Source organism: Pseudomonas brassicacearum (assembly GCF_003732175.1).
GTDB classification, from domain to species: Bacteria; Pseudomonadota; Gammaproteobacteria; order Pseudomonadales; family Pseudomonadaceae; genus Aquipseudomonas; species Aquipseudomonas brassicacearum_G.
Map to the genome: position 1 here is coordinate 1 of NZ_MOBI01000010.1, position 12,872 is coordinate 12,872.

General features: G+C 55.1%; 12 protein-coding genes. 5 read left to right on the top strand and 7 right to left on the bottom strand.

Annotated features, from left to right (window positions below; translation table 11 throughout):
- Positions 1-16: 16 nt before the first annotated feature.
- From BK658_RS09585 to BK658_RS09605, 5 genes are all read right to left on the bottom strand, one after another.
- Positions 17-505 carry a GNAT family N-acetyltransferase gene (locus BK658_RS09585; protein WP_123582109.1) on the bottom strand — a complete coding sequence of 163 codons (489 nt, stop codon included), beginning with the start codon at positions 503-505 and terminating at the stop codon, positions 17-19.
- Positions 506-1,276: 771 nt separating this feature from the next.
- Entirely contained in the window at positions 1,277-3,037 is a 1,761-nt protein-coding gene (locus BK658_RS09590; RefSeq protein ID WP_123582110.1) for an isocyanide synthase family protein, read from the bottom strand.
- A gap of 29 nt (positions 3,038-3,066) precedes the next feature.
- Positions 3,067-3,783 (bottom strand): HAD family hydrolase, encoded by a 717-nt coding sequence (locus BK658_RS09595; protein ID WP_123582137.1) that lies wholly within the window; start codon positions 3,781-3,783, stop codon positions 3,067-3,069.
- Positions 3,783-4,778, bottom strand: coding sequence for an isocyanide synthase family protein (locus BK658_RS09600; RefSeq protein WP_123582111.1), 996 nt, complete (start codon positions 4,776-4,778; stop codon positions 3,783-3,785). The genes BK658_RS09595 and BK658_RS09600 overlap by 1 nt, the downstream gene beginning before the upstream one ends.
- A 283-nt stretch (positions 4,779-5,061) precedes the next feature.
- Entirely contained in the window at positions 5,062-5,847 is a 786-nt protein-coding gene (locus BK658_RS09605) for a helix-turn-helix transcriptional regulator (protein ID WP_123582112.1), read from the bottom strand.
- 218 nt (positions 5,848-6,065) lie between these two features.
- Here BK658_RS09605 and BK658_RS09610 point away from each other — a divergent pair, with 218 nt between their 5' ends.
- Positions 6,066-6,596, top strand: a complete 531-nt coding sequence (locus BK658_RS09610) for a nuclear transport factor 2 family protein (protein ID WP_123582113.1) — start codon at positions 6,066-6,068, stop codon at positions 6,594-6,596.
- A 418-nt stretch (positions 6,597-7,014) separates the two neighbouring features.
- Here BK658_RS09610 and BK658_RS09615 read toward each other — a convergent pair whose 3' ends face one another.
- Positions 7,015-7,287: a DUF2798 domain-containing protein gene (locus tag BK658_RS09615; protein ID WP_123582114.1), complete on the bottom strand. Its 273-nt coding sequence runs from the start codon at positions 7,285-7,287 to the stop codon at positions 7,015-7,017.
- A gap of 131 nt (positions 7,288-7,418) precedes the next feature.
- Between BK658_RS09615 and BK658_RS09620 the strand changes: the two genes are divergently transcribed.
- Together BK658_RS09620 and BK658_RS09625 are read left to right on the top strand one after the other, a co-directional pair.
- On the top strand, positions 7,419-8,360 hold the full coding sequence (locus tag BK658_RS09620) for a LysR family transcriptional regulator (protein WP_123582138.1): 942 nt from the start codon (positions 7,419-7,421) through the stop codon (positions 8,358-8,360).
- A gap of 210 nt (positions 8,361-8,570) precedes the next feature.
- Positions 8,571-9,092: a hypothetical protein gene (locus BK658_RS09625; protein ID WP_123582139.1), complete on the top strand. Its 522-nt coding sequence runs from the start codon at positions 8,571-8,573 to the stop codon at positions 9,090-9,092.
- A gap of 97 nt (positions 9,093-9,189) precedes the next feature.
- Here the strand turns inward: BK658_RS09625 and BK658_RS09630 are convergent, their stop codons facing one another.
- Entirely contained in the window at positions 9,190-9,657 is a 468-nt protein-coding gene (locus tag BK658_RS09630) for a GNAT family N-acetyltransferase (protein ID WP_123582115.1), read from the bottom strand.
- An 871-nt stretch (positions 9,658-10,528) separates the two neighbouring features.
- Here BK658_RS09630 and BK658_RS09635 point away from each other — a divergent pair.
- Positions 10,529-11,641, top strand: coding sequence for a DUF6384 family protein (locus BK658_RS09635; RefSeq protein ID WP_123582116.1), 1,113 nt, complete (start codon positions 10,529-10,531; stop codon positions 11,639-11,641).
- Between the two features lie 52 nt (positions 11,642-11,693).
- Positions 11,694-12,872, top strand: a complete 1,179-nt coding sequence (locus tag BK658_RS09640) for a DUF6384 family protein (protein WP_123582117.1) — start codon at positions 11,694-11,696, stop codon at positions 12,870-12,872.

A 12,872-nucleotide genomic window follows, 5' to 3' on the forward strand; every position in this document is an offset into this window, starting at 1 on the left:
AACAGGTGGCCGGATGTTAGTGGAATGAGTGGCCGGATGGCGTGGAATCCGCAACCATAGGAGCACAAGCCAACTGAAGCCCGGAAGGTGAATGGTAAATAGCAGGTTCGTCACCCACGAAACCGCATCGCCGGTAAAATTCGGCAGCGTTCAACGTAGCGTCCAGATTGACTTCTTTCAGGCCTAAGTTCCGTGCTAAGCATTCCAGGTGGCTCAGGATTTTCAAGCCGATGCATTGCTGCATAAAACCCGGGAGCACAAAGATCGCGCCAATTTCGCCGTTCTCCAGATCAAGCATTCCCGTCGCCACCGGTTCCCCTTGAATACAGCCCAAATAAAAGTGTTTTTCCATCAGGTCGCTGTACTCGTCCTCGGCTGATCCTGCCGTCCAGATCAGCATTTGCTCCGTGGTATAGGCGCCGATGCATTGGTGCCGTATCGCTTGAAGGCGAATATCGAATGCCGTTTGGGAATCGCTTGGCGTGGCGCGTCTGATCTCGAACATTTCTTTCTCCGTTAGCCATCGGTGGACGGAGAACTAAAAAGCCCCGTCCATTTCTGGCGGGGCCTTGGGTAATTACGTCAAATCCTACGAACGCATGACCTCACGGCCCGCCAGAGGCGGTCATGGAGGAGCACATCAGGTTCATACGGCGTGTGTAGGTCATGGGCCGATAGTGTTTTTGATGATCCGACTTGTCAATCTCGGAGCGGAGTTACGGAACATCCGCGTCCGGCTGTTTGAAAACGTTTAGGTTCGAAAGCAACCACCCAGGCTAATGCCTGTCAGTTAAGTGTTGGCTGCCCCAAAAGATCGCAGCCTACGGCAGCTCCTACGTATTTGTGTACTGCTTCAACTGGTCGGCGTAGATACCGTCTTGAACCTCACGGAGCAAGCGCAAGTTTCGGGTCAAATGGTTCGATCAGGGAGATGGTGATATCGGTGACGCCGCTACGCCGAGTCAGGATGACGAGCAGCAACCACAACCAAGCGGCCTAAGCTCATCCGATGGGACCTTATCGTGCTTCAGACGGCTCGCCATTTCGGGCGTAGCGGCTTGCGGGTGAATGGGGCATGTCGATTATCTGCCTCTCGTTACGCGGTCGACTCTCGCCGCCAAGCGACACGCACATTGGCTCGGGGCCCTGACACGCCTACGTCTGGAGACACCGTCATGATCCGTGTCCTGTCGACCGCTTTTATGCTGCTTGTTCTAAGCATCCCCAGGGAATTTCTTGCAAGGCCCTGTCTCCAGGGCCTGCCAGACAATAGCGGTTAGTAAACCTGCACCCGCCACAGCTCCCGCGAGGAGGAAGCCGCCGACATCGGCAGTCGGCCGTGCAGCGTTCGATAGTTGTCGATCAACACCAGATCACCTTCGCTCCATTGATGGGCGATCAGGCAGTCCGGGTCATAAACCAGCGCGTTGACCTGTTCAAGCAGCGCCTGCTGGGCCTCCTCATCATGGTCCTGCACAGACTGGCTCAGGGTCTGCAATGCCGAGTCGGTGCCCTCTTGGTAACGCAGGATGAGTTCGCCGCTACGGGGGTTATGATCCACCAGGCTGAACATGCGCGGCGAACCACCGAAGTAAGTCATCTTGGTGTAGTAGGTGATGTTCACCGCCTGCCATTGTCGGGCGACGTGCTGCCCGACTTTTCGCAGCACGTTTCGGCTGTCGACGATGGTGGTCTGGCCCTCGCCCGGCTGCGGCGCGGTCTTGCAATACAGCATGAATTTGCTGGCGCAGAATTTCGGATTGCGCTGAACCTGTGGGTCGCTGTCAGGCAGCATGTTCAGGTCCCAGTGCAAAGGCGTTTTCTCCAGCGAGTGCACCACGCCCTGGGGTTTGTCCGCGGGCTTGACCACATTCACGGCACCGAAGGCCCACTCGTACAGCGTGCCAAAGCGTTCGCAGCTGCGAGCAAAACTGTCCTGGTCGTCGAAGCGACAGCCCTTGAGACAGACGAAACCAAAGGTTTCCACCAGTGCCTCCAGCAGGCCGCTGGACAGTCGTTCGAAACCCAGCCCCAGCGGGTCTCGCACCACCAGGCCAAATAGCGGCAGCTTTTGCAGTTCGTATTCGAAGCCTTGGGCCTGCGGGTTTTCTGTTTGGTGGTAGAGCCATGGCCGCCCCTGCCAGGTGACCAGCACATGGTGGTCGAGGTCGACCTGGGCCCGTGCGCGAAGACGCTGGCTACCATCGATGTTGCACACCGGCACGGCATGCCAGGGGCTGTCGACACGGGTCAGCCCTTCAGCCATCCCAAAGGTAAATTTGGGCCCGGCGTTGCTGTACTGATGGACCGATAATCGAATGTCGTCGCCGAAGAAACGATCCACTGCCGCATTCAATGCCTGCCCGCGAAACATCATCTGGTAGGCTTTGAAGTTGATTTGCTGCAGGTACTCGTCCTCGCTCTGCCCGTCCTCGCGGCACAGGCGCAGGTCGTTGTATAAATGACTGCAGAGGTTGTCATGGGCCTGGCTGAGGGATTCATCGTGCCGGCTCTGCTCGATCAGTTCTCCAAGGTTTTTCCAGGGTAGACGGGCCTGCTTGACCAGGCTGGCGCGAACCGCCTCGGTACTTTGGGCCTGCGGGAACAGGTCTTCCATGCTGACCCACTGAATCGTATGGGTGGTGCACAGTTCACGCAAAGCCCGGTTGTAGGCTGCGCGAACGTCGTCGGCCACCCCAACAATGTCATTGAACGTCGTCCCGTCGCTGAGGATCGACACCACACAGCCCGGTGCGTGCAACGCGGCGATGGCTTGGCCGAGCTGGTCGAGGCGCTCGATGGCCATCACCTCACCATAATCCGGCAGCACACCGAATGTCTGGTCACTGGCATTTGGCGACTTGCAGGGAAAACCTGGCAGTACCAGACGTACTGGCAGGTTTTGATCAAAGGACTGCCCCAGGCTGCGCGCCAGATGCGCCCGGCCTTGTGTTTCGAAACAATCATCCGTGCCTTTGAGCAGATAACCAGCCAGCAAATCGCTGACGGCAGCGATCCAGGCGTCTCTATGTTCCATAGAACAACTTCCTTGAGGTTTTGTGTGTATCAATAGGATTTGACGGTATCGCCATGCTCGGTGAACGCATGCGCTGTCCCGCAGATTTGCTGCAGAATGCGCAACAACCCGGCCGGTTGCTCACAGCAGAAGTCCGGAGCTTGGGCCTGCAAAGTATGAGTCAGGCCATACCCCCAGGTGACCGCTGCCGAGTACATACCTGCAGCACGGGCGGTTTTCAGGTCGATCTCTGTGTCACCGACGAACAAACAGCGTTGCGGATCAACCGACAACCGCCGGGCGGCTTCCCATGCCACATCCGGCTGAGGTTTGAGTGACCTGCCCGTGCGATGCCCCAGAATCGGCCCGAAAGCATTCTGCGGCAGCAATGTTCTGGAAACCTGCAAGGCCATTTCCTCGGCCTTGTTGGTCACGATAGCCAGCGGCAGCTGTAACTGGCGGCAGCCTTCGAGCAATTCCAGTACACCGCTGAATGGCCGGGAAAATTGAACCAGGTTGTGCTGATAAAGCGTCACATAGCGCTGGTGCAGAGCAATCGCATCCGCGATACCAAACTGCGCGGCAACCCGCTCGATCATCGCAGTGGTCCCGCCACCGATATAGCCCCGCACTGTTTGCGCAGTCAGCGCCGGGTAACCGTGTTCGAGTAACACCTGGTTCAGGCACCAGGTGATGTCAGGCAAGGTGTCCACCAAGGTTCCATCCAAATCGAAGAGTACGGCTTCGACCCGCAACCGAGACGCCATCATTGAGCACTGGCGTAGTGACAAGGACGCCCCTTGCGGAACACCAGACGGTGGTAGCGCTCATCGACATTACTGCGTTTTTCGAGGGTGACCACACCCCGTCGCTTGATGGCTACCGAATGCCAGGGAGTGCGCCACAGGTCACTGGTTGGCACCAGCCGGATACCGATCTTCGTCGACACCGCCAGTTGCGGGTGAATCGACAGGCGCAGGCAATGCGGGTAGCGCGCCAGTAACAGGGCGCTCCAGGCTTCACTGCGCTGAATCACCCGCTGGGAGGCCGGCTTGGCGACCTTCTTTACCGCGTTCAGGCTCATGCCGGCGAATACCTTGAGCCCCGAGTAATCCTCGGAAAGAAAGCGATGGATACCGCAGTACATCAACATCATGTGCGGTTCATCCTTGAAGCGCTGCTGCAATAAAAGCAATGACTGGCCGTGCTCGATCATCATTTCCTCACGCATGGAGTCCAGACAATCAAGCTGAGGATAGGCATCCCTGAGGTCGAAATGGGCGAACGTACCGGGATAAAGCTGTTCGGCGTAGTCCTGGATAGCGTCGGTGTAAGCCTTGACGTCAGAATCGGAAACATGCACCAAGTCAGAGAACACATAGCCATCGGAGCAGATATGAATCAGCGCGCCCGGCGCATAGATCTCCCGGATCTCCTCACACAGGCGGTGTAACTCGTCGATTGCATGGTGTTCAGCAAGATCAGGGAGATGGCTCAGGGTTTTCTTGCGGCTGGGCGACTTGCCGGGAAAGGCTGGCAAGACCATTTCGACCTTGCGACCGCTCTCGACCGCCTGCATTACCTTGGCCAGATGGGGTTCCAGCACCTGCAACGAAAGCTCATGATCCTGTTGCGGGGCAAGACTACGACGCCGAAACAGACATTCGAGGATTTGCTGGGCAATGTTCATGTGCGGGCTGTTCTGATGCGCATGCACCAGCTGACCGCCCGCCTGTTGAGCAACGGTATTTGAACCTTGCATAGACAATCCTTTGTGTGGTGATTAACGGCCATTTTTTGGCCATTAGCAGATATGCCTTACCTGCGGGGCGGCTAAATTCCTACAAGTCGTGAGAGTTTGTCAATCGTGGCCATCAGGAATATTACGTCCTGCGCGAGCCCCCGCCCCCCGGGGCCTGCAGCCAGTTAAGCAACTAACCCCCTGCCTGACCTACAAAGCCCCTTCATCATAGGAACACACGCCAACTGAAGCCCGGAGGGCGAATAGTAAATAGTGGATAAGGAGCGCATGATCGGCTTGCAAACTAGCTATATCTGCCCTGAAGCCATCCCTCAAACTTACTCTGAGCAGCGCCTTCCAAACTGGGCGCGTAATAAACCAAGTGCAAGTGCCTGTCGGCGTCAATTATCAGGGTTGCATGCTCAAACGAGATATTTCCAAATGACGGAATTTCAAAATTTCTGAGGCCTTGGCAAGGGCCGTGAATATCCTGCCTGTTCCACCAATACTTGAACTCTGCACTGACTTTCTCGAGGCTGCGCACCAACTCAGCAACATCGCTTTGCGCCGAGGCATGAACAAAATCCCTGCGAAAGCTAGAGAGCATTTGTATCGCCTGCTCCTTCCAGGGGCACAACAGCGAACGCATTTTCTCATCAGTAAACAGCATCCACAGGAGGTTACGCTGCTCTGGAGGTTTGTCTGCAAAGTTGAATACTTTATCACCGGCCGGATTCCATGCGAGAACGTCCCAACGCAAATTCAGGACATAGGCGGGGCGCAGCGGCATGTCTGCCATCAAACGATGGATGATCGTTGGAACGACGCACCAAGTCTGTGCCTGTTCTGCTGGAGCACGTTGGTAGGTCAGCAAGTAAAGGTGCCTGCGTTCCATGGCGTCAAGTTTCAATACTCGACATAGACTGTCGAGGAAAGCCGGTGAAACCCCAATATCGCGGCCTTGCTCAAGCCATGTATACCAAGTCAAGCCGACGCCCGCCAACGCGGCGCCCCCAAGTTGGACGCTAGCGATCGGTGCCGGTGCAGTGGCGTTTCTTGGCACCACATTGCAGCTTCTGAAGCTGCGCATACATCGATTTCGCCTATTCGGTATAGTATTTCGAGCATCGGTCGCTGACCGCTTTAAATAAACAGCCGACCTCTGTTTCACCGCTCGAACTCGTTGTCGAACGCATTAAGCTTGCTTCAAGTTTTGCCTTTCACGTTCATCGACTTTAGAACGTGAAGGCGTGACCTCGGAAAGCAATCACCAACATTAACTTCATCGACTTTCAGGACGTCTCCAAAATGCCGACCACCGCTCGCTCGATTGAGAAATACATCCTTGCCAAGGACGGAAACCGACCAGACCTTCTGCGGCAATGCTTCACTCCCGACGCAACCCTTGAGATGGTTGTGCGTACAGGTGTCATTTCATTTCCCCCCCATGTCAACGGCCGAGCAGGCATCGCGGACATATTAGTGCGCCGCTTTGGCCAGTGTTATGAGAACGTTTATACATTCTGCCTCGGCGAGCCACCAAAGACAGAGGCCACCGCACATACTTGCAAATGGTTGGTGGGGATGTCGGTTAAAGAAACTGGCGAACTGCGCGTAGGCTGCGGGGAATATCACTGGCGGTTCCTGCAAAAATCAGGTCTTGCATCGCATCTACGCATCACGATCGAACACATGCAGGCCTGCACGGCACAGGACTTGGAGTCAGTCATGAATTGGCTGCAGAGCCTCAATTATCCGTGGTGTCTCGCCAGCGATATGATTGATACAGTGCCGCCTATCAGCAACATTGACCAAATCGTTGAATACCTTAAAACCTGAATACTGAGACATCCGACCGTTACAACTAACGTGATTAGATGGAAGCCCGCCGATGCGGCAGCAGCTCAGTGCCTCCGGATGAACACCTCGGTTTTCCAGCGCAGCTTTCAGGCGGTCCGCACGATCCCTCGCCGCATCGTGCGTAGTTGCCTTATCGGCATACCCGACCTCACATCAGGTTGAACGTAAAAAAGCCGATAACGCGAAAACCACACTCAGCCTCATCCCGACGCCAAGCTGCAAATGTTCCAGGCTCACGACCTTGGTTTTATGGACACTACTGAAGGACTCCGCTTGACCGATTTCTGCCTGTGGCAACTGGCATAATGGGTCGACTCCGGCCTGTGACGACCGGCAACAGTCAACCCGATATGGCAGTCCACAACACCTCACCAATTAGGCCGCTGAGAAGCCGCTCTTAATGCGGGTGTACCGTTAAAGACACCAGTTTTAGCACAATGGGGCGAACGACCAGTATGCACAGGAATGCAACGGGCATAGCCAATTTATAGGCGTGCAGCGCATTACTTAGATAATCAGTCTCAATGCCGGAATTTGCCGCAGTGATCACGAGTGACATCAAGAACGCCATGATGGTGGCCATATAGAGTGCGAAAATATAGTGAGTCGTGCGAGCCGAGAGCTTGCGCCGGTTGAAAAATAGAGCTTTAGAGGATGCTTTGGGATTCATATCAGACCTTTTTGATCTTCCATTGATAGGTAACGAGTACCATAACAAGATCAAAAATCAGCAACTAGACGATTAATGGTAATTACTTTATAAAGAAAATCTTATGAATGATTTTTCCCATTGGGCTAAAGATGAACCTGTTAGGTGCGATTGATAGCTTTATCAAGGTGGTTGACGCGGGTTCCATCGTGGGCGCAGCCAAAACCCTGGGTGTCAGTGCAGCAGCCGTTAGCCAGACCATAAATCGCTTGGAAACCCATCTAGGCACACGCCTTCTCCAGCGCACCACACGTAGCATGGTGTTAACCGAGAGCGGCGCGGTGTACTACGAAAAAGTGAAGCGCATAGCGCGTGATCTCGAATCGGCGCAAAGTGCGATCACCAACGCGCAGACTCAACTCCAAGGGCGACTGTGCATCGCTTCTACCTCGGCTTTCGGGCGGCATGTGTTGGCTTCAATAATCGCCGGTTTCGCTACCCGTTACCCACGCCTGACACTTGAACTCTCAACCACAGATCGCAAAATTAATCATATTCAAGAAGGCATTGATCTGAGCCTGCGGATCAAACCACAACTAGAAGAGGGGATCGTCGCTCGCAAGATCGTTTCGGTCCCTTTTATCATCTGCGCGTCACCCACCTATTTGGAACGAGTCGGCTGGCCACGCAGCCCTGAAGAACTCCAACAGCACGCCTGCCTAGTCTTTCGCTACCCGCTGGATGGACGCTTTCTACGTTGGGGCTTTATCCGGGATGGGCAACGTTACGACGCTACTCTTAATGCGACCGCAATCAGTGACGATATTGACGCTCTAGCCCAAATGGCTATCCACGGCGCGGGAATTATCCGCTTGGCAGAGTTCGTGGCGGCGCCCTATATCGAGAGTGGCCAACTCGTTCCTCTGTTTGAACATTGCCACGCTTCAACTTATGCCTACGCTGAACCGCTCGATATTTATGTATGCGTCCAAGAACGCGCCGCCATCACGCCCAAGGTCAAAGCGTTTATGAATTATTTGACTGAATGTCTAGAAATGCGCTGGCCGGTGAACAATACCTTTACTGTGTCCTGACACCGCGCTTTGCCGCTTTCATGAATTTAATGGCCGAGCGGCGCTATTCCCACTGACACAGACTGGCCTGCTTACCATTGCGCAATTCCGCTGAAGATCGACATCTACGGCTATCTCAATCGCATCCAATCAACTAGGCGGTTGGGGACAACAGGTGCTAGATCTATTTTTAAAGTGCCCCGCCTCAAACTGAAACGGACAGAGACAATCATGAAACCGCTTTACCTGGGCTCGCTTCTGCTGCTGACGGCGGGTTGCTCACAGACCCCACAATACGTGCCTCCAGCAAACGCCCCTCAAGCGCAGATTCGCAGTGAGATGGACGCCATGATCAACCGTCACAACGGCCTGAGTCTTACCGAAGCGCCGACCATGGCCTGTAAGTTCGGCAGGTCGGTGGCGGTGATGCCTGGTCGGGAACTGTTCTCGGTCAGTGGAGAGACATCGAAACCCGAAGGCTTCCGCGCCATTGAGGCGGCCAAACCGATCCACTTAGTGCTGCAGGGCTGGGCCAGCGGTAACCGCACCTGCAAGATCGATTTCGTCAGTGAGTTCATCCCAGGTGCCCACTATGTGATCAAGGGCGGCATCGCCGACGGCCCTAATGATTTCGGCACCTGCCAAGTCAGCATCTTTGATTTGGATTCTGGGGCCCGACTCCTTCAGGACAGGCAGTCATCGCCAAAAGCCAACGGCTGTGTTCTGGACCGGTTGCAGTTGCCGGCGCATTGATTGCGCTGATCCGCCAAGGGGAGCAGCAAAAAAACAAAAGGGGGGAATCCATTAACCGGCCTCGAATCACGACTAATGGGCGCCCCCCTTTTGTTCACTACAAAAGACCCTTCACCATAGGAATACAAGCCAACTGAAGCCCAGAGGGCGAATGGTAAATAGCAGGTTCGTCCCCCACATAACCGCATCGCCGGTAAAATTCGGCAGCGTTCAACGTAGCGTCAAGATTGACTTCTTTCAGCCCCAGATCCCGTGCCAAGCATTCCAGGTGGCTCAAGATTCTCAAGCCGATGCCTTGTTGCATAAAACCCGGAAGCACAAAGATCGCGCCGATTTCGCCGCTCTCCAGATCAAGCATTCCCGTCGCCACCGGCTCCCCTTGAACACAGCCCAGATAAAAGTGTTTTTCCATCAGGTCGCTGTACCCGTCCTCGGCTGATCCTGCAGTCCAGGCCAGCATTTGCTCCGTGGTATAGGCGCCGATGCATTGATGCCGTATCGCTTGAAGGCGAATGTCGAAGGCTGTTTGGGAATCGCTTGGCGTGGCGCGTCTGATCTCGAACATTTCTTTCTCCGTTAGCCATCGGTGGACGGAGAACTAAAAAGCCCCGTCCATTTCTGGCGGGGCCTTGGGTAATTACGTCAAATTCTACGAACGCATGACCTCACGGCCCGCCAGAAGCGGTCATGGAGGAGCACATCATGTTCATGCGGCGTGTGTAGGTCATGGGGCGATAGTGTTTGGGGTGATCCGGCTTGTCAATCTCGGAGCGGAGTGACGAAACTCCGCGTCCGACTCAGGCGATTTGAAAACGTTCGGGCTCGAAAATAGCCACCGAGGCCGCATTCACATCAGAAATTCGCCGGCGTATCCGCACTAATAATCTCCGCCTCATCCCACCCCATATGTGAGAACGACTTACGGGTGATCAAGGCTGTGCCCATGTACCTATGCCCTCGTATTCCGCCTTGGAACTTTTCTATAAAATGATGTCAATGTGATAGCTCGCCACAACGCCAAATCATCTTGGATCAACCAGCACCAGGCTGTTTCCTGGTAAATCATGGAAGTGTGTAATGAGACTAATCCTCGCCGTGTTGTTGATGTTCAGCAGCTACGTTTACGCCAGTTGCGACAACATCAGCAACGATGACCAGCGTAACTATTGCAAGGCCAAGCAGGGCTGGGGGGGGTTGCCAAAACATCAAAGACGATGGCCTGCGCAATCAGTGCAAAGCACTGGAGCACTAGTTGAACGGCGCACCGACAGGGCTACAAAACCGCCGTCGATGTATCGCCTGATACCAGTCGGTTAAGCCCTGTCGCGTGCCTTGTTCGAGTCTCTTGCATGAGGCGGGTATTTTCGTTTTTTGGCCCGGTATACTCCGCGGCGCGCGCCACTTTGCACCGAGCCCCAATCTGGAAAGGACATCCAATGAGCAGCATCCCACTCTCCGAACAATTGGGGGCGATGGCCTTTGTCGATGAGCTGCGTCAACAGCAGAAGCAGGTCCAGGAACACCTCGATCTGCCACGGCGCCGCGCTGAAATCGCCGAGCACATTCGCATCTATTACCTGAGCAATGACATCGCTTTTGACGATGACCTGATCGAGCAAGGCGTTCGTCAAGTCTTCGCCCATCGCTTGATGTTCGAAGCACCACAGCTCAAAGCTTTCGACGCCTGGCTGGTCAAGACGCTCACTCTGCGTTCAAAGACGCCGTTTTGGAACCAGATCATTCTGATGACCGTGGTGGCCGTGGTGGCGGGAGCCTTTTTAATGATCCAGCGCCACGGTCCCCCGCTCTATAGCGAAGACAAGATCCGTGAGGTCGCTCACGCCGCTACCGAAGTGCGCAATGAACGCGCAGACCTGTACAAGGAAGTCGATAAGCAGCGCAGAGCGCTAGAGGATCTCCAAAAGAGCAATGCCAAACAGCCGGACGCGTACGTCAGCCAGCTACTCCAGCGCGCGAAGAACGCAATACCGGTTGGCGATGTACGCACAGACATTGGCGCCTCCGAACCGGTCAGACCCGACAACCTGGATGTGATCGAAGCACAGCTCAATGCACTCCAGGCAGAGAAATACGCAATCAAAAAATCCTTGGGTATTGCCGAAACAGACATGAAGTATGCCGGCGGAATCCTCGATATACGCCAGAAGGTCAAGCAAATGCTGCAGGACCCGAGACGGGCAGCCGCCATTGCTCAATTCAGCGATTTGGATGGACGTCTGGCGGAGCTCGATCAGCAGCTCGAACACGTTGACAGCCTTGCAAGCCACCTGGAGGCATCCTCCACTTACCAGGAGCTCAGTGGTGATCTGTGGCCAGATAAAGACCTGCTTAAGCTCCAGTCCGAGCGCGCCTATGTATTGAAAACCCGCCTGGCCTCCAAGTCCATCCCGGACGAAATACGTGAGGAACTGGACAGGAGCATGCAGGAAATAGATGCCGAGCTCAAAAAGGGCGACTCAGATGCCGCCGAGAGAAAAATCAGTCACCTGAACAAAAGACTGAAAGCCGCCGGCTACTGGTCCCGATAAGACCTGATCGACCGCGACACTCTGCGCCAAGAACATCACGAAAGGACACCCGATGAGCCGCATTCCACTCTCCGAACAGCTGACGGCGATGGCTTTCGTCGACGAGCTGCGTCATGAGCAGAAACAGGTCCAGGAACACCTCGACCTGCCCCGGCGCCGCGCTGAAATCGCCGAGCGCATCCGCGCCTATTACGTCAGCAATGACATCGCCTTCGACGATGACTTGATCGAGCAAGGCGTTCGTCAGTTTTTTGCCCATCGGCTGATGTTCGAGGCGCCGCAGATCAAGTGGTTCGACGCCTGGCTGGTCGAGATTCTCGGCAATCGCGACGTGGCGTCCGGGGATACCAAGTCACTGCACCCCTGGCGATGGTTACTGATTGTGGTCCTGATGCTGGGAGCCATCCTGATAATCCCGCGCTGCAGCACCGCCATCGTATCCGACGTGAAGGTTCCTGAGATCAAGCGCGAAGCAGACAGACTAGGTCATCATAACTTCGACCTGAACATGGAACTGGAGAAGCAGCGCAACAAGCTGACGGCCTTGCTGAGAGGTAACGCTGAACAATCGGACGCGAACGCCAGTCGGCTACTCACGCGTGTGCAAAAGGTGCTGCCAGTTGGCAACATGCGCGATGTGGCCGAGCCGATCAGGCCCGACAACGTGAATGCAATCGAACGACAGGTCATTGCACTCGGGCAAGCACAAGAGGCGTTCTGGCGCGCCCTTCCCCAAATCGAAGCAGATATGAAGTATGCCGGCGGGATTATCTGGATGCGTCAAGGGATCAAAGAGATGCAGCAGGACCCGAAACGGGCAGCCGCCATTGCGCAATCCAGCGACCTGTATCAACGGTTGGCCCTTCTCGAACAGCAGCTCTCACTCATGGACAACGATATAGGCTATCAGGATGCGCTTTTTGCCTACCGCGATCTCTATAGAGATTTGATCGACACAAGCATGCTGACGCTCCTGGCCAGACGCCACAATGAACTCAAAAGTCGCCTGGGCTCCCAGGCTATCTCGAGTGAACAACGCATTGAACTGGAGGGGATCAGCCACGAGATTGATGCCGACCTCGAAAAGGGTGACTCGGATGCCGCCGAGACGAAAATCAATCAATTGACCCAAAAAATGAAAGCCGCCGGATACATGATCTGGATCGGCCGGATCGACAGCGATACCAACCAGCGGGTTGCCAGCAACCTCGACATGATGCTGAACGGGTAA

Coding starts and splice junctions, on each gene's coding strand:
- BK658_RS09585 (WP_123582109.1), bottom strand. CDS start 505: ATGTTCGAGATCAGACGCGCCACGCCAAGCGATTCCCAAACGGCATTC.
- BK658_RS09590 (WP_123582110.1), bottom strand. CDS start 3,037: ATGGAACATAGAGACGCCTGGATCGCTGCCGTCAGCGATTTGCTGGCT.
- BK658_RS09595 (WP_123582137.1), bottom strand. CDS start 3,783: ATGGCGTCTCGGTTGCGGGTCGAAGCCGTACTCTTCGATTTGGATGGA.
- BK658_RS09600 (WP_123582111.1), bottom strand. CDS start 4,778: ATGCAAGGTTCAAATACCGTTGCTCAACAGGCGGGCGGTCAGCTGGTG.
- BK658_RS09605 (WP_123582112.1), bottom strand. CDS start 5,847: ATGCGCAGCTTCAGAAGCTGCAATGTGGTGCCAAGAAACGCCACTGCA.
- BK658_RS09610 (WP_123582113.1), top strand. CDS start 6,066: ATGCCGACCACCGCTCGCTCGATTGAGAAATACATCCTTGCCAAGGAC.
- BK658_RS09615 (WP_123582114.1), bottom strand. CDS start 7,287: ATGAATCCCAAAGCATCCTCTAAAGCTCTATTTTTCAACCGGCGCAAG.
- BK658_RS09620 (WP_123582138.1), top strand. CDS start 7,419: ATGAACCTGTTAGGTGCGATTGATAGCTTTATCAAGGTGGTTGACGCG.
- BK658_RS09625 (WP_123582139.1), top strand. CDS start 8,571: ATGAAACCGCTTTACCTGGGCTCGCTTCTGCTGCTGACGGCGGGTTGC.
- BK658_RS09630 (WP_123582115.1), bottom strand. CDS start 9,657: ATGTTCGAGATCAGACGCGCCACGCCAAGCGATTCCCAAACAGCCTTC.
- BK658_RS09635 (WP_123582116.1), top strand. CDS start 10,529: ATGAGCAGCATCCCACTCTCCGAACAATTGGGGGCGATGGCCTTTGTC.
- BK658_RS09640 (WP_123582117.1), top strand. CDS start 11,694: ATGAGCCGCATTCCACTCTCCGAACAGCTGACGGCGATGGCTTTCGTC.